Below are 24,010 nucleotides of genomic sequence, written 5' to 3'. Positions count from 1 at the left end.
TATCCTGAAAAAAACCATTTCAATTCCTCAAACCACTCATAACCAATGTATCAAAATACTCATTTAGGAGTATTTTTTGACCTGATGCTTTGCGCTAAATTTGTTTTCATATCATTTTCTATACAAAAAACCTATAATCATGAAAAAGAAAACCACTGCCTTAATCAGCTTTTTTATACTGATTAATATTTCGGTACATGCACAGGAATGGCCTAGAACTATAGTCGAATTTGACTACTACCTTGGTCATAAAACATCCGATCTGAAAAAAGCAATGAAAAAAGGAGGTCCTTATATGTACGATAAGGAATATGATGAGAAAAAAGGCCCTTTTATGATGCGACTTTACGAATATAAAACCTATGATTTAACCTTGTATTGCCTGGACGATAAAGTCGTTGGACTGATATGTAAAGAGTTAACCAAATCGGATGCACTCGCAATGGAAGCTGCCTTAAAAAACAATGGATACAAGCTTACTCAAAATTTGAAATACATGGGTGGTTTTCCTGCAAATTATGCCAATCTATGGACTAGCGCTGATGGTAACAGGCAATGTCGGGTTGTTTATAAAGGTTTTGCAGATTCCAGAGATGGAAAGCCTTATGTAGATACAGATATACTTGATTTCGTTGCCCTCACCTTTGCAACAGATATTATTGCCCTTGCTATAGACGATAAATAATTGTAAAAATATGAAAACACTAAACTTAATTGCTGTGTTGTGTTGTTTAACATTTTTCGCGTCCGCACAATCTCCGGAGAAAATGGCAACATGGCTGAATGAACATACTGATATGGCAATGGTCAATCAAGGTTTGTACTTAAATTTCATGCCCTCAGGAACAACGATTACTGATCGTGAAATGACTTTTAACTATGGACTAGGGAAAAAACTTGAGATAAAATGGTCTGATGTAACCGGCGTTGATGATTTGGATAAAAAATATAAAAGTGTGACGGTATATTACCACAACGAATCTGAAAACACTAAGGGACGGATTTTATTTATACAAGAAAATCAGGATCAACGAAACCAATATCTGGCCTATGCAAAAGCAATTGCATTGCACAACAAAGCAAAAGTAAAAGACTAATACCTCCAGGAAAATGGGATTAAGATCTATTTTTAGATCTTGTCCCATTTCAAAGCTTTCCATTCATCAGCAGGATTGCTTTAAGTTCATTCGCAGCAATACCGACATCTGTCCTACTTCTTTTCTATTTGAGGCTATATTCCCTAGGATATGCCTTCGTTCTGAGATTATAATTACATAGGTATTGCTAGATATTCTATAGTAGGTTGATAGGGCCTAAAATAGCTAGTAGTCTTATCAAACACCTTGATAAGACTACTGTTATCTTTATTTTCCATTTAAAAAATGTATCCTCATATAGGAGTGAATATAAAGTTTATCACTATCTTCATACTATCCGCACTGGACAATAGAGAACTGAATACCAAACCATTAAGGACGCTCACATGGCAATAGCTGCAAACGGCCCCCAAGGCCACTTCAAAGGAAAAGTAGGAAATCTGGTTTTTTACATGCTCAATGGGCAACCTGTAGTACGCTTAATTGGCAAAAAAGGTAAACCCAGCACACTTCAACTGGCCAATTACCAGAAAATGTCTGTCACCATGAATTTACTGAGCCATATGTCTGGATTTATCAAGTTGGGTTACGGGATACAAGCCAAAGGAACAGTTCACAACGCACATAATCTGGCCACCTCTTACCTGAAAAAGAATGCTTTAAAGGGCGAATATCCCAATATCAGCGTTGATTATGGTAAAGTGAAACTGAGCGAAGGCAGCATGCCTGAAACTCCAGATTTAAAAATCTTTAAGGTTGCAGGCGGCCTGGAAATCAGCTGGGATCCTACTCATAGTCAGGAATTAAAACACAACGACAGCGTGATGGTAATGCTTTGTTTTCCTGAAAAAGAAAGAGGCCGGGAATACCTGAACATCGCCAGAAGATCTGAAGGAAAATGTTTCCTTCCACTGATGGAAGAGCAATTGAAACAGCAGATAGAACCCTATATTGCGTTCATCTCTGCAGATGGAGAAAGGGTGTCCGACAGTGTTTATTTGGGTAATTTAAATGGTGAGGCTAAAACTGAAAACGAAAAAAATGAGGAAAAGAAGTACCAGCAGGTAAAAGAGCGTTTTGATCAGGTGGAAGCCAGTTATTTGAACCAGGTTAGAGACGAATATGGCAATAGACCAACGCACAAGGCTTTTAAAATACTGGAAAAAGAATATCAGGTACTCAAGGAGAAGCTCCTACACCTACCCGGGAAGCCTGGCTAAATAAGGTCAATCATTTTGTTTTGGGAAAAAGTTAAGCTTGGCTATAAATTTGGAGCATCTATGGAAACTACTTCAAGTTCAACTTATCTATATAAAACTACTAGAGGTTCTGACGAATTAGGGGAAGGGGTTTTAGAGTTTGGCTCAGCAATTATATGGAAGAAGGAAGTTATTAAGAATCCGGTATATAAACCAGGGGATACTCCTACTCAAACGACCAATTACACGATTAATGAAGTAAGTTCTGGTACATTTATCTTGCTATTGAACCCAAAATGAGGTAATTATTTTAATACGGGGGATTAAATGTTTGGAAAAACTAAATACCCCCTGTACATTCACAAATAAATCATATGTACTATGAAAACAACAAATGCACATCTAAAATTACTGTTATGTTTTATAGTATTGTTAATATGCTATTCTTGTAAAAAGGAAAAAGCACCAACCAAAGAAGAAACAGAGTACACTCAATATTTCAATGCGGTAATTGGAAGCAAGCCAATTACGATTCAAAACTCCCTTGCTAAAGACAGGAACCTGTTTAAGGGCTCCTGGACAGGAGTAGGGATGAGTAATGGGAATCAAATTGAAATGTATACCATTAAGGCTATCCTCCCTAAAGAAACGCTGAAAGCGCATGCAGAATTAAATTTTCAAATTTTTGATATTAAAAAGAATACTTATCATATCGATAACGCTGATTTTTTTGAGAAGAGCTTAAGCACATATATTTATTTAAAAAAATATGACGATCTCAATAATGAAGCTATATACTCCACTGATAAAACTAAAAAATCTTTCGAAATCGAAATCACAAAATATGAATTTCCAAATGAAAGCTTGACTCCAGTTGTTCGAGGAACATTAAGTGGGGTTTTGTATAACGTAAAAGATCTTAGAGATTCAATCACAATAAAGAATGGAGATTTTGAAGTCAGATATTAATTCAGGTTTCTTGGATGACTCTAATAATTATTGAAAATGCGATATTCAATACCTAATCTCACAGCTACAATAGAAATCGCAACCTAAAAACAGATTAGTAATTTGATAGGAAAGATTCACCTGATAAAGGTTGGGATATTTAATTAACCATCAACCATTGAAAGGTTTTTATCCCTAGTAGAGAAGTTTCAGAGTTCACTACTAGGGATGTTTTTGGATGCCTTATTACTAGTAGTGTGTTTAAACCGCAGCAAGTCAAATTAATGCTTAACTTAGTCATTAAAGCTCCTCAGTCTACAGAGGTCACTCAGGAGCTTCTTGACTTATAAATGTATTTATGAACGGATCGCAAAAAATTATAGCCCTCTTCGTTACCTCTTTTGTCACTTCATGTGTTAGTCTTAAAACTCCAAATAGGACTGATCATACGCAACTAACCGCACCAATGGCACTTGGCAAATATCCTGTAAAAGTGGATGAGACAGTTCCCTGGAAAAATAAAACTGACACGGTAATCACGAGAACAGTATGGCATCATTTCGAAAATCCCAACAACTCTTATAATGACCAGTTAGACCAGGCTACACACATTGAATTACAACTTGTAGATAACCATCACCTGGAAGCAACCCTATTTAACCGCAATAACGCACTGCGAAATGTTATCCTGACCGGGAAATTAAAAAATGGCTATTTTAGGTTTAAGCACGATTTTTCGATGATAGGAGTTCCCCCATTTTACTGGAGAACCTCTTCTACCAAGAAACAAATCGGCATTGGTAAAAAAGGACAACTTTTTATAGATAGAGCCGATGAAACAAACGGTGGATTGCTGATTGTAACAGCAGGCACACCGGGTTTTACCCGCAGTTTAACGGTTAACCCATATAAATAGTATGGTTTTCAATCTGTTAACAGTTCCTTCAACGGATCCATTGCTCCAATGCAGATTGATAGCTTATCCTGTAATTTCTTCATCTCATCAAATCGCTGTTTGATAACACCATCTGTAGCGGCCAGTTTCTTGCCCGCAGGAAAGTCTTTCGGAACGGGTAGTGGTTCTTTAACTATTTTTGGAGCAGGTGCTTTACTAAGTCTGGTGTATTCGCGTAACAAGGAATTACAAAGCATAAAAAAAGGGAAAAGTGTCTTTGAACGACTCTTTTCCCCGACGATGGGTGGAATATGGGGCTCGAACCCACGACCCTCGGTACCACAAACCGATGCTCTAACCAACTGAGCTAAAACCACCATGTTTTTTTCAAGGCCACAAAAGTAGTATTAAAATTTGATTTTCCAACATTTCATTGAAATAAATGTATTTTTTTATCTTTGCCGCGTTTCCAAACTCCTGGATAATTTTTTCAGTTCGTTTTATATCAATCAATTACCATCATGGGCAGTATTTTTAAATTTAAAGAATTCGAAGTGAATCAGGCTGGCTGCGCTATGAAAATCAATACCGATGGTGTATTACTAGGTGCTATTGCTAATCAACAAGAGCCAGGTTATGTATTGGATATTGGCACAGGTACGGGAGTCATTGCAATGATGCTGGCACAACGTTTTCCAAATGCGCAGGTTGATGCTGTAGAAATTGATGAATCCGCAGCAAATACAGCTACAGATAATTTTGCAGGCTCAAAGTTTAACGCTCGTACTAAAGCTCATTTAAGTCCTATCGCCAGCTATCAAACTGCTCATAAATATGATTTAGTGGTTTCCAATCCTCCATTTTTTGTAAATGATTTAAAAAATCCGGAACATAGAAAAGGGATTGCCAGACATGCAGACGAGGAGTTTTTCGACTCCTTACTCGATAAGGTGACTGAAATATTAAACCCGGAGGGTTCCTTCTGGCTAATCCTGCCTCTGAAGCAAGCTGAAATATTGATAGAGAATGCAATATCTTATGGACTACATCTTCATAAACGTATTGACATTTGTTCTGACCACAACAGACCCGTGATTCGTTTGATCATCTGTTTATCTCCACAAAAACCAGGACAATTTACTTCAGAGAACTTTTACATCTATGAATCAAAAGGTGTTCACACTCCTGCTTACAAAACATTGTTAAAAGACTTCTTTCTTGCTTTTTAAAGTACTTATTCCTTTATCCCAAACATCTTTCTGGTCTTTTACATGGATCTCCTGGTCAATATATATAGCTTTGTATAGACAATAAAAGCTATACTTTGAAAAAAATAGGACTTCTTTCTGATACACACGGTTTTCTTGATGATGCCGTATTCAAACACTTTGAGGAATGTGATGAAATCTGGCATGCCGGCGACTTTGGACCAGATGTAGCCGAGCGACTTGCTGCCTTTAAACCGCTCAAAGGCGTTTATGGAAATATTGATGATAAAGAAATCCGCGCGCAATACCCGGAACACCTGAGGTTCAACTGTGAAAAGGTAGATGTATGGATGACACACATCGGGGGATACCCTGGAAAATACGCCCCAAACATAAAGCGTGAAATATACACTAAGCCCCCTATGTTATTCATCACAGGACACTCTCATATCTTAAAAGTAATGTTTGATCCAAAGATCAACTGTCTGCACATAAATCCCGGTGCAGCAGGAAATTCAGGCTGGCACAAGGTAAAAACATTAATCAGATTTTGTATTTCGGAAGAAAAAATCCATACCTTAGAGGCCATAGAAATAGGAAATAGATAACGTACAAAATACACTAAGCACCATGTCAGGCATCAAAACATTAGGCCAATTTATCATTGAAAAACAAGCTGATTTTTCATATGCAAAAGGAGAACTCTCCAGATTGCTTCGGGATATAGGAATTGCAGCAAAAATAGTGAACAGGGAGGTCAATAAGGCGGGTTTAGTAGATATCCTGGGGGATGCAGGAACAGTGAATATTCAAGGCGAAGGCCAAAAGAAACTTGATGTTTTCGCAAACATTCAATTCATCAGCGCCCTAACCAGTGGTGGGGAATGCTGTATTGTAGCGACAGAAGAAGAGGATGATTTTGTTCGCATAGACTCCCCGGTCTCCAAAAATGCAAAGTATATTGTATGTATAGATCCTTTAGATGGCTCATCAAATATTGATTGCAATGTAGCTGTTGGAACTATCTTTTCGATCTACCGCAGAAAATCAGTTGAAGGGCAGGCAACATTGGCAGACGTCCTTCAAAAAGGAACGCAGCAGGTTGCTGCAGGATATGTGATTTACGGTTCCTCTACCATGTTAGTTTACACCACCGGAAAAGGGGTCAATGGCTTTACATTAGATCCATCTATTGGTGAGTTTTGCCTATCGCATCCCAACATGACCATTCCTGATGGTGGAAATATTTATTCCTTAAATGAAGGAAATTATGTTCACTTCCCTGAAGGCGTGAAAAAATACCTGAAATATGTACAGGTTCATGATGAAGCTACAAACAGACCCTATACTTCCAGATATATTGGCTCTATGGTTGGCGATATTCACAGAAACCTCATTAAAGGTGGAATCTACATCTACCCTACTACTGCAAAATCACCGAAGGGAAAACTAAGATTATTATACGAATGCAATCCGATGGCTTTTATTGTAGAACAGGCAGGTGGTACTGCATCTGATGGTTTTAACCGGATTCTAGAAATAGAGCCTACCGAATTACATCAACGCAGTTCTATTTTTATCGGATCCAAGGAAATGGTGAATATGGCCGAAGGAATGATGGCTGAGTTTTCGACAGAAAAGGAGGTAAATTCAGCAGATGCCCAAAATCTAAAACAAGTAGGTTAATCAACCGCAAAATAAGCGGGCTAAAGAAAGTTTTATAGCAACGTTTCTTTAGCCCGTTCCTTTTCAAACTCTACATCTATACCTAATGCAGCCTTATTTTTACCTGCTGCAACAGCAAGCTGATCACAACGTTCATTCTCAGGATGGGCATTATGACCTTTGATCCAGACGAATTTCACATCGTGTAATTTATATACCTCCAGGAATCGAAGCCAAAGGTCCTTATTCTTCTTGCCTTTAAAACCGATCTTTACCCAGCCAAATACCCATTTCTTCTCCACAGAATCTACCACATATTTAGAATCGGAAACAACAGTCACCTGCTGACCAGGTGTTTTTATCGCTTTTAAACCTTCTATTACAGCCAATAATTCCATACGGTTATTGGTTGTCATGCGAAAGCCGCCACTCAATTCTTTATAATGCTTTCCTGAACGCAAAATGACTCCATAACCACCTGGACCTGGGTTTCCACTTGCTGCTCCGTCTGTAAAAATCTCAATCATATCTGGACAAATCTATGTTTTTAAGCTCTAAATGCAATTTATGAAGATTAATAAATATTATTATGAAAATTAAATATGCTGAAATTGAATTGGTTAAAAGAAAAGATAAGGTTAAACCTCAAAAATATTTGCATTCAACAATATTAATCGTACTTTTGTGACGTTGAAAAAACATGGTGGTTTTAGCTCAGTTGGTTAGAGCATCGGTTTGTGGTACCGAGGGTCGTGGGTTCGAGCCCCATATTCCACCCCAGTTTTGAAAGCAGTCTGAAAAGGCTGCTTTTTTTTTGCCTTAAATTTTTTGTTTCTCCTGGCAAAAAAAGATCAATCCCAAAAAAGGGAGGCTTTGATAGCCTCCCTTTTTCAATATTTACCTGATGTATTTCGTATGTATATATAATATACATATAGCGTCAACCCTATTATTGCGCCAATGCAAAAGCCAATGGCATCGTATACCTCACCCTGACCGTCTGCGAATTCTGTCTGCCAGGTTTCCAATTCGGAGATTTACGAATCACCCTTAAGGCTTCTTCATCACAACCTGAACCAATCCCACTGATCAGTTTCACATCAGAAATAGAACCATCTCTTTCAATCACAAAACTCACCATCACTCTTCCCTGTACTTCCCGTTCCTGAGCTAAGTCTGGATACCTTAGATTTCTTTGTAGAAATTTTGCCCAACCTTTCATTCCGCCTTCAAACTCTGGATACACCTCTATACCTCTGGCATCGTAAATCTGATTGTCAACTTCCCCGGCACCACCAGTTCCTGCAGCCTCACCACCTGTACCACCCTTACCTGTTTCCGGCAAGACCTGCAAATTGGTCTCTAAGCCACTTTGGGTTACCGGTCCAGCAACTGCATGTTCCATTTCTTTCAATGTAGGTGGCTCCGCTATCGGATTTTCAACCACAATTGGGCTGGAAACTGCTTTATACATCTTTAACTTTTGTTTGATTTCTTTTATCGGCTCCACCTTCGGTGCTTCTTCCTGCTTTTTAGGAACCAATGGCTCTGCAGGCGGACGAAGGTCCACAACAGTATCGGTTCTCGTTTCAACTTCCGGAGCCCTTGTGATCATCATTATTAAAAATGGAACAACGAACATTAGCGTTGCCAACAACAATGACCGCAGGAGAATCTTAGAAGATTCTGCACGCAACACAAAGGCACCATAATTTTGATTTCTGTTTTTGAATACAAGATCGAGCCACTCGGACTTGTAGAGATTTGAAGAGGAGTTTAGCATATTTCGAAAGGTTTATTTTAACTGATGATGGGATTATTACTGATATTCCATAATTGAAAGCCATTTTCACCAGTTTAGGTGAAAAACCACAAAACAGCTAAACAGAACACCCAATAGCGCTATTTTTAACCCCATTTTCCGAAAAACACCAAAAAACCAGAAATATTTCTTTGAATATCTAACGACATTCGTATTTTTACAGACAATTCAACAGAAATACCAAACAAAAAATATATTTTTGATCAAATTTTAAACAAATAAATGAAAAGCTTAAGGACAACTGCATTAAAAGAGGCACAATCAAGAATTTCACCAGAAGTAAAGTCGCCTTCGACTAAGATTTCTGAGTTTTTCGGAGTGAATGTTTTTGATAAGAAAAAAATGAAAGATTTCTTATCAAAAGAGGTATTTGAAAAATTAGTTTCATCAATTGACCAGGGTGAGTTGATCAACCATGAAGATGCTAACCACATCGCTACAGCAATGAAAACATGGGCAATCTCTAAAGGTGCAACACACTACACGCACTGGTTTCAGCCATTAACAGGATCTACTGCTGAAAAACATGACTCTTTCTTTGAGCCAAGTAAAGATGGAGCAATTGAGGTATTTGCAGGAAGTGCATTGGTTCAACAAGAGCCAGATGCTTCAAGTTTCCCTAATGGTGGTATCCGCAACACTTTCGAAGCGCGTGGTTATACTGCATGGGATCCTTCTTCTCCAGCTTTCATTATGGAAAGCAAAGCAGGTAAAACGCTTTGTATTCCAACCGTATTTATTGCTTACACAGGTGAAGCCCTTGATTATAAAGCCCCTCTTTTAAAAGCATTATCTGCGATAGATAAAGCTGCAGTTGACGTTTGTCAGTATTTTGATAAAGGCATCACTAAAGTGAGCGTTTCTCTTGGTATTGAGCAGGAATATTTCCTGGTTGACCGTGCCCTATACAATGCCCGTCCCGATTTAGCTTTAACAGGCCGTGCCTTATTTGGACACATCTCTGCAAAAGGACAACAATTAGAAGATCATTATTTTGGATCTATTCCTGAGCGTGTGTTCACTTATATGGTTGATTTCGAAAATGAAGCCTTGAAATTAGGTATTCCATTGAAAACCCGTCACAATGAGGTTGCACCTTCTCAATTTGAGTGTGCGCCAATTTATGAAGAAATCAACCTTGCCATTGACCACAACCAATTGTTGATGGACTTAATGGAGAAAGTTGCAGTAAAACATAACTTCAAAGTGTTATTACATGAGAAACCATATGCAGGTATCAATGGTTCAGGTAAACACAACAACTGGTCGTTAATCACTGATACCGGCAAAAACTTATTGTCGCCAGGAAAAACACCTAAAAATAACCTGATGTTCCTGACCTTCTTCGTGAACACCATCAAAGCAGTACACGAACATGCAGACCTTCTAAGAGCTAGTATTGCTTCAGTGAGCAATGACCACCGTCTAGGTGCTAACGAAGCTCCACCGGCGATCATTTCTTGTTTCCTTGGTTCTCAACTGAACGATGTGTTAGATGAAATCGAATCTTCAAGAAGCATCATTAAAAAAGTAAAAAGTGAAGACTCATTATGGTTAGGTATTCCTAAGATCCCTCAGATCTCTTTTGATACGACCGACCGTAACCGTACTTCTCCTTTCGCCTTCACAGGTAATAAATTTGAGTTAAGAGCTGTGGGTTCTTCTGAAAACTCTTCTGCACCAATGACTGTATTAAACGCAATCGTTGCAGATCAATTGACTAAATTCAAAGTTGAAGTTGATAAATTGATCAAAAAAGGAGAGAAAAAAGATGTGGCTTTATTAACCATCATCAAAAAATACCTTAAAGAATCAAAAGACATCCGTTTTGAAGGAAATGGTTACAGTCAGGAGTGGGAAGATGAAGCTGCGAAACGTGGTTTATCAAACATTAAAACTACACCTAAAGCACTTGATGCTTATGTAACTGATAAAACTACTGAGCTTTTCGCAAATACAAACATCTTCAGCAAACGTGAATTACACGCCCGTCATGAGATCTTATTAGAAAGCTATTTCAAGAAACTTCAGATTGAAGCAAGGGTAATGGGCGAAATGGTAAACAGTATCATCATCCCGGCAAGTATCACTTACCAAAACACTTTGATTGAAAATGCCAAAGGTCTAAAAGAACTTGGTTTATCAAAAGAAGCATTGGAAACTCCTGTAAATATCATCAATAAAGTTTCAGAGCATTTGAGCGGTCTTAAAGTAAATATCGATAAGATGTTGGAAGAACGTAAACAAACAAATGCTATTGAAGATAGTCGTGATAAAGCAATCGCTTACGATGAGAAAGTAAAATCATACTTCGATACGATCCGTTACCACACAGATAAATTGGAACAAATCGTTGATGATAGTGTATGGCCACTTCCAAAATTCAGAGAATTACTATTTTTAAAATAGACCAAACCTCAATAAACCATTAAATTTTAGTTTTATAACCCTTCAATCAATTTTGAAGGGTTATTTTTTTTTCGTTAAGGCCTCAACATTCGGCCGTTTCCCTATCTTTGCAACAACATGAGTGATAACAGGTACAACCAACGTGGCGTTTCTGCGTCAAAAGAAGATGTGCACCAAGCCATCAAGAATATAGATAAAGGTATTTTTCCGCAAGCCTTCTGTAAAATCATACCTGATATTTTAGGGAATGATGAGACTTTCTGCAACATTATGCATGCAGATGGTGCAGGAACGAAATCGTCCCTGGCCTACGTATACTGGAAAGAAACAGGTGATCTTTCTGTATGGAAAGGGATTGCTCAGGATGCCATCATCATGAACATCGATGACCTAATTTGCGTGGGTGCAACAGACCAGATCCTTTTATCTTCTACCATCGGACGTAACAAAAATCTGATCCCTGGAGAAGTAATTGCTGCCATCATTAATGGTACAGAAGAAATTCTTGCAGAACTTAGAGAACTTGGTATCTCTATTTATTCTACAGGTGGTGAAACAGCTGATGTAGGCGACCTTGTTCGCACGATCATTGTAGATTCTACAGTGACCTGCAGAATTGAAAGAGATAAAATCATTAGCAATCATAAGATCCAGGCTGGTGATGTGATTGTTGGACTTTCTTCATCAGGACAAGCTACTTACGAAACAGAATATAATGGTGGTATGGGCTCTAATGGGCTGACTTCTGCCAGACATGATGTTTTCGATAAATCAGTTGCAACCAGCTATCCAGAGAGTTTTGATCCTTCTGTTCCTTTTGATCTGGTATTTTCTGGTGGCAAAAAGTTAACAGACACCATTAAAATTGATGAGGATACAGAAATTACTGTTGGAAAACTGGTACTTTCTCCTACCCGTACTTATGCACCAGTAATTAAACAGGTTTTAGATGCACACAGAGATCAGATTCATGGTCTTGTACACTGCAGTGGTGGTGCGCAAACCAAAGTGCTTCACTTTGTAAATAATGATGTTCATATCATTAAAGACAATATGTTCCCTGTTCCTCCATTGTTCCAGTTGATTCAGGAGCAGTCTGGTACAGATTGGAAAGAAATGTATAAAGTATTCAATATGGGTCATAGAATGGAGTTATATGTTCCTGCAGCAATTGCTGAGGATATTATTGCCATTTCTAAGAGCTTTAACATTGATGCGCAGGTTATTGGTCGTGTTGAAGCTTCAGCGCAGAAACAAGTAACAATAGAAAGCGAAAAAGGGACGTTTGTTTATAATTAGACAGAAGTTTAATCTTAATATTTTTGAAACCGGTGATTTTATTGCCGGTTTTCTTGTTTTGTGAAATTACGGAGGTAAAAAAGAACACCTTGCTCTTCAAAGGCTGCAAGCCTTGCGCTGAAGGGCGCAAAACCTGCTATGCCTTTTCTGAGAAGGTATTCTTTTTTTTAAGTACTTTAAGGTTCTCTGCATTTGACACAAAAAGAGTAGGCATTTTATCGGGTTTGTAATTTATAGTCATTAAACAGAACGCTATTCAGGAGGGTTAAACACAGCCCTAAGCAACCTATCAACAAAACACGAATAAACGTGATGATTAAACGTGATGATTAAACATGATGGTTAAAATAAAGCGGCTAAAAACAAACATCCACCCTACAAAAAAAGGGATCAGACATATATCTGATCCCTTTTCTATTTTTCTGCATTCTAAGCAACCGCATTACCAGTTGTAAAATTATGATGCAGAATTATCCTTTTCCCAGTAAAAAATGTTTCTCTTTGACTACCTGCGAAGATTTGCCCTTCAGCAAATATTCGAGTAGGAAAAGAGTAAATATTTTTTACCCTTTACTTACGAATGGACAACTCGTTGATAATGTTTTTCGCACCACCTAACACGTCAATACACCACAATACGTAGCGTACATCCACACAGATCGTACGTTTAAACTGCTTATCAAAAGCAATATCACCACTCATTGCTTCCCAGTTACCATCGAAAGCAAGACCGATTAACTCACCATTACCATTGATCACAGGTGAGCCTGAGTTACCACCAGTAATGTCATTGTTAGTAATGAAGTTTACGGTTAGCGTACCATCATTACCATACTGACCAAAATTCTTTTTGTTATAGTTTTCAATCAGGTTAGCAGGAAGATCAAATTCACTGTCGCCAGGAATATACTTTTTCATCATACCATCGATAGTAGTGGTCGTTTTATACACGATACCATCTTTAGGAGAATAATCCTGAACATTACCATAAGAAAGGCGCATGGTAGAATTTGCATCCGGATACATCAATTTACCTTTATTTTTCTCTAAAGTTGCTTTCAGGTACAAGTGATCAAGTTTTGCTTTTTTAGTTTCAAAATCAGCTACAATAGAACCAAAATTGGCTTTTACATAGTCTGGAGGATAAACATTAACGGCATATTTATAGCCTGGATCAGCTTTAATTGCCTCTGATGAAGGGTTGCTAGCTAAAAAGGCTTTCAATTTTGCAGGTTTAATCAGGTTACTGTTTTCCCACAGATATTCCGCGAACTTCTCAAAAGTAGTTTCAGGATTTCCTGTCCAGTATTTCTCAGAGATTTCAGCAAAGAATTTAGGCTGAGATTTCACTGGCACATCCTGATAGAAAGAAGCTAAAATTTTAGCGAAGATCTTTTTATCAGCTGGTTCTACATAAGTTTCCTCATAAGCATTGGCAGCAGCCTGGAGACTACTTTTCACTTTTTCAGCGAAAGCAGCATCTCCTTTTTTCTGGTCAATTGCAGCATAGGCACGTACGATAGAAATCGCATTAGGCACCCATGCAGAAGCCATAAAACCTTCATTGATATAAGTACGTTGTACAGAGATCGGATCAATTTCTTTATAGATCTGCGCATATTGTTCCATCAGACCAGCGAATTCAGTTTTCTGAGCTGCCCAATCGGTAAATGCTTTCTCTTCTTTTCTTTTTGAATCTGAGACTTTAAGACGCTTCAATTGTTCTGTCTGACCGATATAATACTTCCAGTAGTTGGCAATATTTGCATATTGAGAAGACAATTTCAAACGTGTATCTACGCTTTTATCCATTTCTTGTTTCCAGGATTTCAGGCGGATATCACGTAATTTAACGATTGTAGGGCTTACTTTTTCAGTGGCAAGATCTACTCCATAAGAAGTTAAATACCTGTCAGTACGACCAGGGTAGCCATATACCATAGAGAAATCACCATTTTTCACACCTTTGATAGAAACCGGAAGGAATTTTTTAGGGGTGTAAGGAACATTGGCTGCAGTATAGTTGGCCGGTTTGTTGTCTTTACCAGCATATACTCTGAAAACAGAAAAATCACCAGTCTGACGAGGCCATTCCCAGTTGTCTGTATCACCACCAAATTTACCAATGTTTTGAGGAGGAGTACCTACCAGACGAATATCGTCGAAGCGCTCATATACAAAAAGGATAAACTGGTTAGATTTATAAAAGTCCTTTACATTCGCTTCAATGGTTGGACCGGTTACTGCTGCTTTAGCGATTGAATTGAAAACTTCTAACATTTTAGAAGATTTTTCTGCACCTGTAAGGCCTTTTACTGCGGCTTCCACCTGAGGCGTTACATCTTCCATTTTCAATAGGAATTTAACGAATAATCCATCGATAGGCTTCTCTTCACCATAATTTTTAGCGTAGAAACCATTGTCAAGGATGTTATTCTGTGGAGTTGAATTCGAGGCGATGGCATCGTATCCACAGTGGTGATTGGTAAAGATCAAACCTTTATCAGAAACGATCTCACCAGTACAGAAGCCACCGAAATGAACAATTGCATCTTTCAGACTGGAACCGTTTGCATTGTAAAGGTCTTTTGCGGTTAGCTTAAACCCTTGCTTCTTCATTTGCTCATAGTTCTTTCCTATCAGCATCGGGATCCACATCCCTTCATCTGCCTTAACTGTGTTCGCAAAGGACAAAACCAATGCACACAACAGCAGATAAACTGTTTTTCTCATGATATAATAAATTAGTTAGTGATAGCCAAAGTTAAGAAATTGTGACCATTAATAGGTAGTGATTACAAGCTTACCGTCTTTGTTCGGGCATATTTACTTCTGTAAATCACGAAAGCTATGGTAGCGGCAATGCCAATCAGTCCTTCCAGAAAGATAGCAGGTCTGGGCCCCATCACATTAGCCAGCCAACCGATCAGCAAACTACCGATGGGAAGGATCCCCTGGTAAGCCATCACATAATAACTAATCGCCCTGCCTCGCATCTCGGGAAGGGAATGGGTTTGAATATAGGTATTAATGGCTGAGGTTTGTCCCATCATCCCTACCCCGGTTAAGGTCATGAAAAACAAGGCAATTGGCAATTGAGGTGCAAAAGCTAGAAAAAGCAGACTACCGCCCAGAATACCACCTGCAATAGCCACCATTTTCATCAGGCCATTGTTATGTTTCAGGTTTGCCAAATACACTGCACTGATGATGGAGCCTAATCCTGCAGCACTTTCAAACCAGCTGAAAGTTCTGGCATCGCCATTAAAAATATCTTTGGCAAAAATAGGCATGAGCGTATTAAAAGGGATCACAAAAAGGCTGCTGATACCGATCATGATCAGCATACTACTGAGGTTTTTATCTCCTGAAACATATTTAAAGCCTTCCTCCAGTTCGGTCCAGATGCTTTTCTCAGATTTCTCCATCACAACTACCTTTAAACGCATCATAAACAGGCAAATCAATACCGGGATATAACTCAGGAAGTTCAAAACAAAGCAAAAATCTGTACCAAAAGTACTGAGAATGATCCCTGCAACAGCAGGACCTGCAATTCTGGCAAAGTTGACCATTGTAGAATTCAGCGCAATGGCATTTGGAAGGTCCTCTTTATGGTCTACCATTTCCACCATTAATGATTGTCGGCAGGTCATGTCGAATGCATTGATAATCCCCTGAATCAAACTGAGTGCAATGATCAGCAGGATGTTATAATAACCAAAAAATATAATGGCTGCCAGTGCTCCCGCCTGAACCATAGAAGCAATTTGTGTAAGCACCAGGATATGGTAACGGTTATGGCGATCTACCAGGCTCCCTGCATAAGGAGACAACAAAAGAGAAGGAATCAGACTCACAAAGCCAACTACCCCCAGCAATAAGGCGGAGCCTGTAAGCTGATACACCAACCAACTTACCGCCGTCTTCTGCATCCATGTCCCTACCAGGGAGATCGATTGTCCATAGAAAAACAGTTTAAAATTGCGGGATTTGAGTGATCTGAATAGAGTCATGTGGAAATATTTTCTAAGCTTTTCTGCTGTGCCTACAAATCTCGGGATAAAGAATATATCTGTAAAATTGATAGTTTTAATGATATTGATTAGTTTTAACGATCGATAAACACCCCCCTTATGGAATTCAGACAACTCAGTTATTTCATTAAAGCCGCAGAACTCTTACATTTTACCGCAGCGGCGGAACAATGTTTTGTGACCCAGTCTACCCTATCACAACAGGTAAAGCAATTGGAAGAAGAATTGGGGATGTTGCTTTTCGACCGGGTAGGTAAACATGTACAGCTTACTGAGGCGGGAAAGTTATTTCTAAACCATGCCAGGCAAATCATGCTGGAGATCAAGAAATCAAAGCAGGCAATTTTTGAATTGAACAACCTCGTAAACGGGGAATTGAGAATTGGCGTCACCTATGCTTTCAGTTCTTTATTGCTCCCCTCCCTCACTCCTTTTTCTAACAAATACCCAGGCATTAAACTACACATTGAATCAGGGATCGCTGGTGCATTGGAAGCCAGGTTAAAGACTGCTGATCTTGACTTCATCTTGGCTTTTCATGAGCAATCCGACAATGAAGGCTTGGAAATGCAGCTATTGTTTTCTTCCCGGATTAAAATGGTGACCTCCAAAAAACACCCCCTGGCAAAACTAAACCGGATCTCCTTAAAAGAACTGGCAGAAACGGAAATGATCCTGGCAAACAAAGGATTCAGCTCCAGAGATATGTTGGACGAACTCTTTAAGAAAAACAACATCGTTCCCAATATCAAAATAGAGATGAATGATACCCATTCTCTACTCTCTTTGGTGGATACAGGAAACTGGGTAACGATTATTAATGAGAAAGCCATTACGGGATGGGAAAACCTGATCGCCATCCCAATTACTGGAAAAGAACTCTATAAAGAAGCTTATATCTTATGGCAGAAAGGAGTTTTTAGAAAAAAATCAGCAACTCTTTTTATAGAAGAGCTGCTGAAGATAGTATAAGAGAGCGGACAAATACCGAACTATTCCACTCCCCCCGAAGTGATTTGATCTGCCTTTTTACATGGGCAACTGACAATTGATATTGCCAGTATTATCAAAATATCCAAACTCTGCTTATACAAGGCTTAAAACTAGCATAAATTATTGATAACATCAATCAATTAAATCAATAATTAACCATCAAACAACTGACAATCAAATAAAATCACTTAGAGCTGACTTAGTTTTTCAGGGGAAACAAAAAAAACCGCTGCCTATGTTATAGACAACGGTTTTTCTAGAAAATGAGGGTTAATTAATAAGTTCCGATGCTCAGTTTTTCACCGGTAGTATTGATTTTATACCAGTTTTTTTTCTCGTATAAAGCACCTTCATGTTTTCCTGCATGTTGGTTCACATCTATGCCTAACACCTTTCCTTTATAGTAAAAGCCTACATTGGTATCGGTAATCGTATGGCCAACGATAATCGTTTTCACCTTGTAAAGGGCAAGCGTCTGATCCACCTCTTCTTCTGTTGCTTTTGGTTCTACAAAATATCCCCTGTACCAGAATAGCGAAGAACGCGTTCCATCGAAAAACATCATCACCTCTTTGTCGGGAATCATTCCTGGTTTTTTATATTTATCGTAATAAGGCCGACAACGGTCGTTGATTTCCTTCAGGCTCATTTTCAAAGTATTGATCACCGGAGCTACACCTGCATGCAGACAAAGGTTATCACCAATCTTTTCAATCAGATTTTTAGTCCTCAACCAACGTCCCAGCTCAGCATTTGGACCATACAAATTCATGTAATCCTGTTCCATTAGCTTTGCATTGTCGAAATATTTTGACTTTACATAACGTAGGTCGCCACTTAAGTTCATGATGTCATGGTTACCAAGGATGGTGTGTAAATAACCACCCTTGGCTTTGGCATCCTGTTCCAGTTTGTACAGCAACCAGATCGTGGCCGGCACTTCTTTTCCACGGTCAAATAAATCACCGCAAATTACCACTTGTCCTTTACCAAAAATCCAGTTATACTGCTCATCCATCACTTTATTGGCCAGCATTAGCTTCCTGAATGCTTCAAACTCCCCTTCTATATCAGAAAGGGCCAGTAGCTTGTCCGGTTGCTTAAATTCTGCCGGTTCATTTTTAAGGACGGATTGCAATTTCACTGAGAAATTCCATTGGGGATGATCAGAAAATTCAACGTTGACAGGTACCTCAGCCTTTTTACTGGCTGGGTAAGTTTGCAGTTTCCCTTTCCGGACACCTCCTTCCATCACCACTGTTCTAACTTCAATCTGATCATTGTGATACAGTACATAAGGGCCGTCGTTTTCATTTCCTGAACCAGGTTTTAGCTGGTCTGAAGAGAAAGACATACAGTTTAAAAGCAGTGGCAAGGCCATGGTTAGTAAATTCATAGGATACGGATAAATTATTTATAACCTTCGTTTTGTACCATATTTGGATTCGCGTTCATCTCTCTCAAAGGAATTGGAAGAACTGTTTTTAAAGAATTAGCAGGGATTTGAAGCACTGCATCACTCATACCATATTTGGTAAAGGCCAATTTGTTACGTGTTAAATCGAACAAACGGTGTCCTTCAAAAGGAAATTCTTTTCTATTTTCATTAAGGATCAGATCGATTAAATTCTGACCGGTTGCCGTAGTTGGCGTTGCAGAGACATCCGCACGTTTAGCGATCACATCCAGATCAGCTGCTGCTAAAGCATCCTTTCCTGTTTGTTTTGCTCTGGCTTCTGCTCTAATCAGGTACACTTCTGCAAAGCGAATTACTTTAATACCTTCCTCATAAGTACTGATGTTATTGTACTTTGTGATTACATAAGCTGGATCTTCACCACCTGAACCTGTTCTTTTACTTTTCACAATAAAACCTCTTCTCACATCCGTTGCTTTATAAGCATTGAATAGATTCTCAGTCGCCAGACCATCACCATAACTTCCACCTTGAGTCAGGAAGTTAGATAAAGCATCTGTACCATTGTTGCTGGTGGTATTGAAAAGTACCTCAAAAATCGACTCTGAGTTATTCTGCGTTCTGAAATTCAAATAATTCGCATTACTCAACAAAGTATATTTACCGCTATTGATGACGTTGGTAGCGGCAAGTTCTGCATTCAGGTAATCACCCATATACAGGTATACCCTTGCTAAAAGGGCTTCTGCAGCAAAATGACTGATGTGGCCTCTGTTGCTGGCTGTAAAACCTACCGGTGTAGTTGGCAGAATCTCTACTGCTCTTTTCAAATCAGCGACGATCAGATCATAGCTTTCTTTTACAGTATTCCGTTTTGGGCTAATGATATCTTCTTTACTGGTACCGCTCACACTCACTACAGGTACACCAATATGGCTTGCATCAGGAGTTGCATTATATGGAGCACCATACAAACGTACCAAATCAAAATTCGCCAGGGCTCTTAACACATGAGCTTCTCCTAATAAATGGTTTACCTCTGCTGCTTCAGATTCCGGAACTGTCAATACTTTTCCTTTAGAAATAATGATGTTCGCATTCACTACAGTGCGGTACAAAATATTCCAGGTCGCACTCGAATAGGTATCGTTTGTAGCTACTGTATAGGAATCATAATTGATATATCTTTTGGAGTTTTTCTTACTGATATACATATTATCTGCCATAAGATCCGGCAGGATCATCATGGTACGACCATAATAGGACGCAGACTGCAGCAGTCCGTAGGTACCCATTACCGCAGCTTTAGTAGTTGGTAAATCAATCACCACCAATTCCACATCGGTTTGTTGCTGAGGATTGATGTTAAGAAGGTCCTTTTTACAAGCGCCAAAGGACAAGGCCAGCACCAGTAGTGGGAATATTTTTGAAGTATATTTTATCATTTTCATCTGTAGCTATAATTAAAATTTAAGATCAAGACCTAGAAGGGCAGTTTTGTAAATTGGAATATTTTTATCTGCAAATCCTTCAATACCTACTTCAGGGTCAAAGCTAATGCGTTTATCTCTGATGTAAGTGAACAGGTTATTCGCTCTGAAATAAATCCTTGCACTCGATAAGTTCAGTTTTTTGATCCATAGATCTGGCAATTGGTAACCCAGGGTAACATCTCTCAGACGTACATAGTCTCCATCATAAAGGAAACGTGTAGAACTTTGAGAGGAAGAACCTGATTGCGTTCCGTTGAACACCACTTTAGGCTGATCAGTAACTTGACCTTCATGTGTCCATCTGTTCTCGTAATAGTAACGTGTCATCTTGGTAGTTGGCGCAAAACCTCCTGAACCATCGCTGAAACTTGTTGCACCGTAATTGTCAAATATTTTATTACCCAGGTTGAAGTATAACATGAAGCTTAATGAGAAACGTTTATAAGAAAACGTATTCGTTAAACCTCCGAATACTTTCGGTAAAGCGCTACCCTGATTAAATTGAGTCGCTTTATTATAGTCGTTGGTAGTTTCGGTTTTTGAACCGTCTTTATACCACAATGCTTCTCCATTTGAAGGATTTACACCTGCATAACCTACCAAATACAACTGATAGTAATCACCACCCACAAAACGGTTGTAACTACCACTAACAATAGGACTGTTTAATGCCGTGATTTCGTTCTTTATCGTAGAGATATTGAAACTGGTATTCCATCCAAATCCTTCATTCCCTGGTTTAACATTGACACTGTTTAACTCCAGCTCCAATCCTGAGTTTCTCATGGCACCGATGTTATCCGTAAAACTGGTTACCCCATTGGTGGATGAAATTGGCTTGTCCAATAACAGATCTGAAGTCGCACGGGTATAATACTCAAAAGTACCTGTTAAGCGGTTGTTCAACACCCCAAAATCAAGGCCCACATTGAAAGGTTTATTCTTTTCCCAGGTCAGCAGGTTATTACCATAATTGGAGAAAACCAAACCTGGTGCATTGTCATAGCTAGAGCCATTGTATAATGCTCTGGAATCAAAGTTACCAATGTCCTGATTTCCATTGACACCATAGCTGGTACGGATGCGTAAGTCAGAAATCACATTTTGTTTCTGCATGAAGTTTTCTTTAATGATGTTCCATGAAGCACCAATGGCGTAGAAATTACCATATCTTTTTTCAGAACCGAATCTTGATGAACCATCACGACGGCCAGAAAAACTTAAATAATACTTCGATAGATAATCAAATGAAGCATTGAAGAAAACCGAGCTTAGGCTATTACCTGTTCCGGTAGATCCTCCAGCTGTTAAGATAGAAGCATTATCTAAAGTATAGGTATTAGGCAGGAAGTTACGTTTAGAAACATAGTTTCCTACTTCATCTACCCTCTGCTCTTCATAACCTGCATAAGATTTCAAGCCGAAATCACCAAAACTTTCATTGTAACGAAGGATCAGTGTATTTACAAAATTGCTCATTCGGTCAGTAGAATTGGTTGCTCTACCACCATCACTACGTGAAGTACCTACACCAGATTTGTTATAGCTAATTGATTCTCTGTAAAGGAAGTTAATATTACTTTGGTTCTCAATAGATAAAGAAGGCAGGATCTGATATTTCACTAAGAAATTACCCAACATCCCATAGGCATTGCTTTTATCATAACTCTCTTTAACCTGAGCCATTGGATTGTACCTGTTATAATAGCTAAAATCGTAAGTACCATCATCATTATAAGCCCTTAACCAAGGCTGATAAAGTGTATACATACGCACTGGATTTCCGAAAGTTCCTCCATCTGCCTGAGTTTGGTTTTTACGATAATTCACTTGTAAACCACCCGAAAATGATAACTTGTCTGTAGCCTGGTTAGTCAATTTTAAGTTCCCTGTACTACGGCTAAATTCAGAACCCAATAATGCGGCTTTAGCTACATAATGACTTCCTGAAATATAAAACTTCGTCTTTTCAGTACCACCACTGGCAGAAAGGTCTAATTGAGAATAGTTTCCATTACGTGTGAGCAGATCAAACCAATCTGTGTTTACATTTGGATTTACACCATCCGTAACCAACTGTTTATCAAAACCGCTAGGATCAAGTTTCGGATTGTTAGCCCATCCTTCTCTTAAAAGCTCCAATGCTTCATTGGTATTCAATAGGTCATGACCTTTTACTTTAGTCACTTTATTGGTACCCACCTGAGCTGAAGCACTGATCACTGTTTTACCAGCTACACCAGACTTAGTGGTGATTAAAATTACGCCATTCGCTGCTCTGGAACCATACATAGAAGCTGCTGCAGCATCCTTCAATACTGACACCGACTCTACATCAAAATTATTCAAGCCATTGATTTGTCCGGATTCCAAAGGAATACCATCCACTACATATAGTGGAGAACTACCTGCACTTACAGAACCAATACCACGGATCCTTACATTAGGAACTGCACCTGGCTGACCTGATCCACTTGAAACGGCAACACCAGCCACATTTCCCTGCAAAGTTTCCTGGATACTGGCATTTGGATTGCCATTGATCACAGTTGATTTTAACATTTTTGCAGATCCTGTATAGGAAGATTTCGTTTGTGTACCATAAGCCACCACCATTACTTCAGCAAGATCCTCATTAGATGGAACCAATGTAATGTTGGTCATCGCATCTGTATTTTTCATCTCTATACTGGAGATAAATTTTTGATAACCTACAAAAGTCGCAGTCAGCTGATATTTTCCAGCTTTAGAAATATTAAAGGCATATTCACCATTGTTATTGGTTTGGGTATGCTGTTTAAAATCATCTCCGCTCAGGGAAATACTAACGCCTGGAAGCGGTTTTCCAATTTCATCCAACACTTTTCCTTTCAACACCATCATTTTAAAAGCGGCATTGGTCATTGCAATATCCAGATCTTTTCTTCTCAGCAGGACATTGTTTCCTACTACCTTAAAAGTTAAAGGAAGTACGTTTGAACATTCTCTCAATACGGTCTCCAGAGAGGCATTTTTCACTTCGATAGACATCCTGGTTTGGCGGACATCCTTACTGTCGTAAAAGAACACATAGCCGGTTTGTTTTTTGATGGATTCTAAAATCCTTTCCAAAGGTGCGTTCTTTTCTTTCAGATTAATTTGGCTATACCCTTTTGCACTGGCCTGCATAAAAGCCAGAAACAATAAGATGGTGGTCAACTTCATAATCAGTAGCAATTTAGGGGGCAGCCATGGCTTAGACATAGCTGTAGTAATAGCATTAAAATTCATACTTTTGTAATGTTTGGGTTAATACCGTGAATAGTTTGCAAATTGTTTGTCCCGGATCTTTTCCGGGAAGGGTTAACTCAGCATTTACCGCAGTTGTGCTCGAACACTTCTGCGGTTCTTTTACACCTTAGAAAAGGTGCTGTTTATCCCTTGTGGTGGTCAATGTCTTCGTAGTTTTGTTCTCATTGTGCTTAAGTTTGTTTGGTGAGTATGGTTTGGTATTTATAAGTTTTAATGTAATCCGGCTTTCAGGACCGA

The 24,010-nt window shown here is 38.8% G+C and carries 20 protein-coding genes and 2 tRNA genes; 13 read left to right on the top strand and 9 right to left on the bottom strand.

The window, feature by feature from the left end; all coding sequences use genetic code 11:
• Positions 1-139: 139 nt before the first annotated feature.
• The 6 genes from R2Q94_RS09540 to R2Q94_RS09515 all read left to right on the top strand — a co-directional run bounded on the left by R2Q94_RS09540 (position 140) and on the right by R2Q94_RS09515 (position 4,160).
• Positions 140-685, top strand: a complete 546-nt coding sequence (locus tag R2Q94_RS09540) for a hypothetical protein (RefSeq protein ID WP_316821225.1) — start codon at positions 140-142, stop codon at positions 683-685.
• A gap of 10 nt (positions 686-695) precedes the next feature.
• Entirely contained in the window at positions 696-1,097 is a 402-nt protein-coding gene (locus R2Q94_RS09535) for a hypothetical protein (protein ID WP_316821224.1), read from the top strand.
• A 386-nt stretch (positions 1,098-1,483) separates the two neighbouring features.
• Positions 1,484-2,317, top strand: coding sequence for a DUF6266 family protein (locus R2Q94_RS09530; protein ID WP_316821223.1), 834 nt, complete (start codon positions 1,484-1,486; stop codon positions 2,315-2,317).
• Between the two features lie 60 nt (positions 2,318-2,377).
• Positions 2,378-2,596 (top strand): hypothetical protein, encoded by a 219-nt coding sequence (locus R2Q94_RS09525; RefSeq protein ID WP_316821222.1) that lies wholly within the window; start codon positions 2,378-2,380, stop codon positions 2,594-2,596.
• 81 nt (positions 2,597-2,677) lie between these two features.
• Entirely contained in the window at positions 2,678-3,265 is a 588-nt protein-coding gene (locus R2Q94_RS09520) for a DUF5025 domain-containing protein (protein ID WP_316821221.1), read from the top strand.
• Between the two features lie 337 nt (positions 3,266-3,602).
• On the top strand, positions 3,603-4,160 hold the full coding sequence (locus R2Q94_RS09515) for a hypothetical protein (protein WP_316821220.1): 558 nt from the start codon (positions 3,603-3,605) through the stop codon (positions 4,158-4,160).
• Positions 4,161-4,168: 8 nt separating this feature from the next.
• Here the strand turns inward: R2Q94_RS09515 and R2Q94_RS09510 are convergent, their stop codons facing one another.
• Positions 4,169-4,396 (bottom strand): hypothetical protein, encoded by a 228-nt coding sequence (locus R2Q94_RS09510; protein WP_316821219.1) that lies wholly within the window; start codon positions 4,394-4,396, stop codon positions 4,169-4,171.
• Between the two features lie 45 nt (positions 4,397-4,441).
• A tRNA-His gene (locus R2Q94_RS09505) sits at positions 4,442-4,517 on the bottom strand.
• Between the two features lie 143 nt (positions 4,518-4,660).
• Between R2Q94_RS09505 and R2Q94_RS09500 the strand changes: the two genes are divergently transcribed.
• The 3 genes from R2Q94_RS09500 to fbp all read left to right on the top strand — a co-directional run bounded on the left by R2Q94_RS09500 (position 4,661) and on the right by fbp (position 7,033).
• Positions 4,661-5,368, top strand: a complete 708-nt coding sequence (locus tag R2Q94_RS09500; RefSeq protein ID WP_316821218.1) for a tRNA1(Val) (adenine(37)-N6)-methyltransferase — start codon at positions 4,661-4,663, stop codon at positions 5,366-5,368.
• 95 nt (positions 5,369-5,463) lie between these two features.
• Complete coding sequence (locus R2Q94_RS09495) at positions 5,464-5,955, top strand: metallophosphoesterase family protein (protein ID WP_316821217.1); 492 nt, start codon at positions 5,464-5,466, stop codon at positions 5,953-5,955.
• Between the two features lie 22 nt (positions 5,956-5,977).
• Positions 5,978-7,033 carry a class 1 fructose-bisphosphatase gene (gene fbp / locus R2Q94_RS09490; protein WP_316821216.1) on the top strand — a complete coding sequence of 352 codons (1,056 nt, stop codon included), beginning with the start codon at positions 5,978-5,980 and terminating at the stop codon, positions 7,031-7,033.
• Between the two features lie 32 nt (positions 7,034-7,065).
• Here the strand turns inward: fbp and rnhA are convergent, their stop codons facing one another.
• Positions 7,066-7,539: a ribonuclease HI gene (gene rnhA, locus R2Q94_RS09485; RefSeq protein WP_316821215.1), complete on the bottom strand. Its 474-nt coding sequence runs from the start codon at positions 7,537-7,539 to the stop codon at positions 7,066-7,068.
• Between the two features lie 176 nt (positions 7,540-7,715).
• On the opposite strand from rnhA, the gene R2Q94_RS09480 reads away from it, so the two are divergent.
• A tRNA-His gene (locus tag R2Q94_RS09480) sits at positions 7,716-7,792 on the top strand.
• A 169-nt stretch (positions 7,793-7,961) separates the two neighbouring features.
• On the opposite strand, the gene R2Q94_RS09475 is transcribed toward R2Q94_RS09480, so the two are convergent.
• Positions 7,962-8,630: a TonB family protein gene (locus tag R2Q94_RS09475; protein ID WP_316821214.1), complete on the bottom strand. Its 669-nt coding sequence runs from the start codon at positions 8,628-8,630 to the stop codon at positions 7,962-7,964.
• Between the two features lie 426 nt (positions 8,631-9,056).
• On the opposite strand from R2Q94_RS09475, the gene R2Q94_RS09470 reads away from it, so the two are divergent.
• Positions 9,057-11,243 carry a glutamine synthetase III gene (locus R2Q94_RS09470; protein WP_316821213.1) on the top strand — a complete coding sequence of 729 codons (2,187 nt, stop codon included), beginning with the start codon at positions 9,057-9,059 and terminating at the stop codon, positions 11,241-11,243.
• Between the two features lie 117 nt (positions 11,244-11,360).
• Complete coding sequence (locus R2Q94_RS09465; protein WP_316821212.1) at positions 11,361-12,542, top strand: AIR synthase related protein; 1,182 nt, start codon at positions 11,361-11,363, stop codon at positions 12,540-12,542.
• Between the two features lie 570 nt (positions 12,543-13,112).
• Here the strand turns inward: R2Q94_RS09465 and R2Q94_RS09460 are convergent.
• Together R2Q94_RS09460 and R2Q94_RS09455 are read right to left on the bottom strand one after the other, a co-directional pair.
• A complete protein-coding gene (locus R2Q94_RS09460; protein WP_316821211.1) occupies positions 13,113-15,275 on the bottom strand; it encodes a S46 family peptidase in 2,163 nt (720 codons plus the stop codon).
• Between the two features lie 62 nt (positions 15,276-15,337).
• Positions 15,338-16,558, bottom strand: a complete 1,221-nt coding sequence (locus tag R2Q94_RS09455; RefSeq protein WP_316821210.1) for an MFS transporter — start codon at positions 16,556-16,558, stop codon at positions 15,338-15,340.
• A gap of 120 nt (positions 16,559-16,678) precedes the next feature.
• Between R2Q94_RS09455 and R2Q94_RS09450 the strand changes: the two genes are divergently transcribed.
• On the top strand, positions 16,679-17,551 hold the full coding sequence (locus R2Q94_RS09450) for a LysR substrate-binding domain-containing protein (protein ID WP_316821209.1): 873 nt from the start codon (positions 16,679-16,681) through the stop codon (positions 17,549-17,551).
• Between the two features lie 295 nt (positions 17,552-17,846).
• Here the strand turns inward: R2Q94_RS09450 and R2Q94_RS09445 are convergent, their stop codons facing one another.
• From R2Q94_RS09445 to R2Q94_RS09435, 3 genes are read right to left on the bottom strand one after another with little or no spacing between them, the layout of a single operon-like run.
• A complete protein-coding gene (locus R2Q94_RS09445) occupies positions 17,847-18,968 on the bottom strand; it encodes a metallophosphoesterase (RefSeq protein WP_316821208.1) in 1,122 nt (373 codons plus the stop codon).
• A 14-nt stretch (positions 18,969-18,982) separates the two neighbouring features.
• Positions 18,983-20,440, bottom strand: a complete 1,458-nt coding sequence (locus R2Q94_RS09440) for a RagB/SusD family nutrient uptake outer membrane protein (RefSeq protein ID WP_316821207.1) — start codon at positions 20,438-20,440, stop codon at positions 18,983-18,985.
• 12 nt (positions 20,441-20,452) lie between these two features.
• The gene (locus tag R2Q94_RS09435) at positions 20,453-23,752 is read right to left on the bottom strand and encodes a SusC/RagA family TonB-linked outer membrane protein (RefSeq protein WP_316821206.1); all 3,300 of its coding nucleotides are present in this window, start codon (positions 23,750-23,752) and stop codon (positions 20,453-20,455) included.
• Positions 23,753-24,010: the final 258 nt, after the last annotated feature.

This window comes from Pedobacter gandavensis (assembly GCF_032678465.1).
GTDB classification, from domain to species: domain Bacteria; phylum Bacteroidota; class Bacteroidia; order Sphingobacteriales; family Sphingobacteriaceae; genus Pedobacter; species Pedobacter gandavensis_B.
The sequence above is the reverse complement of the archived record's forward strand: the minus strand, read 5'-3'. Positions and strand labels throughout refer to the sequence as shown.

What these genes read in the sequence shown, in the direction of transcription:
- R2Q94_RS09500 (WP_316821218.1), top strand. Translation starts at nt 4,661, where the DNA reads ATGGGCAGTATTTTTAAATTTAAAGAATTCGAAGTGAATCAGGCTGGC.
- R2Q94_RS09435 (WP_316821206.1), bottom strand. Translation starts at nt 23,752, where the DNA reads ATGAATTTTAATGCTATTACTACAGCTATGTCTAAGCCATGGCTGCCC.
- R2Q94_RS09515 (WP_316821220.1), top strand. Translation starts at nt 3,603, where the DNA reads ATGAACGGATCGCAAAAAATTATAGCCCTCTTCGTTACCTCTTTTGTC.
- R2Q94_RS09440 (WP_316821207.1), bottom strand. Translation starts at nt 20,440, where the DNA reads ATGAAAATGATAAAATATACTTCAAAAATATTCCCACTACTGGTGCTG.
- R2Q94_RS09530 (WP_316821223.1), top strand. Translation starts at nt 1,484, where the DNA reads ATGGCAATAGCTGCAAACGGCCCCCAAGGCCACTTCAAAGGAAAAGTA.
- R2Q94_RS09510 (WP_316821219.1), bottom strand. Translation starts at nt 4,396, where the DNA reads ATGCTTTGTAATTCCTTGTTACGCGAATACACCAGACTTAGTAAAGCA.
- rnhA (WP_316821215.1), bottom strand. Translation starts at nt 7,539, where the DNA reads ATGATTGAGATTTTTACAGACGGAGCAGCAAGTGGAAACCCAGGTCCA.
- R2Q94_RS09445 (WP_316821208.1), bottom strand. Translation starts at nt 18,968, where the DNA reads ATGAATTTACTAACCATGGCCTTGCCACTGCTTTTAAACTGTATGTCT.
- fbp (WP_316821216.1), top strand. Translation starts at nt 5,978, where the DNA reads ATGTCAGGCATCAAAACATTAGGCCAATTTATCATTGAAAAACAAGCT.
- R2Q94_RS09455 (WP_316821210.1), bottom strand. Translation starts at nt 16,558, where the DNA reads ATGACTCTATTCAGATCACTCAAATCCCGCAATTTTAAACTGTTTTTC.
- R2Q94_RS09540 (WP_316821225.1), top strand. Translation starts at nt 140, where the DNA reads ATGAAAAAGAAAACCACTGCCTTAATCAGCTTTTTTATACTGATTAAT.
- R2Q94_RS09450 (WP_316821209.1), top strand. Translation starts at nt 16,679, where the DNA reads ATGGAATTCAGACAACTCAGTTATTTCATTAAAGCCGCAGAACTCTTA.
- R2Q94_RS09465 (WP_316821212.1), top strand. Translation starts at nt 11,361, where the DNA reads ATGAGTGATAACAGGTACAACCAACGTGGCGTTTCTGCGTCAAAAGAA.
- R2Q94_RS09535 (WP_316821224.1), top strand. Translation starts at nt 696, where the DNA reads ATGAAAACACTAAACTTAATTGCTGTGTTGTGTTGTTTAACATTTTTC.
- R2Q94_RS09460 (WP_316821211.1), bottom strand. Translation starts at nt 15,275, where the DNA reads ATGAGAAAAACAGTTTATCTGCTGTTGTGTGCATTGGTTTTGTCCTTT.
- R2Q94_RS09520 (WP_316821221.1), top strand. Translation starts at nt 2,678, where the DNA reads ATGAAAACAACAAATGCACATCTAAAATTACTGTTATGTTTTATAGTA.
- R2Q94_RS09475 (WP_316821214.1), bottom strand. Translation starts at nt 8,630, where the DNA reads ATGATGATCACAAGGGCTCCGGAAGTTGAAACGAGAACCGATACTGTT.
- R2Q94_RS09470 (WP_316821213.1), top strand. Translation starts at nt 9,057, where the DNA reads ATGAAAAGCTTAAGGACAACTGCATTAAAAGAGGCACAATCAAGAATT.
- R2Q94_RS09525 (WP_316821222.1), top strand. Translation starts at nt 2,378, where the DNA reads ATGGAAACTACTTCAAGTTCAACTTATCTATATAAAACTACTAGAGGT.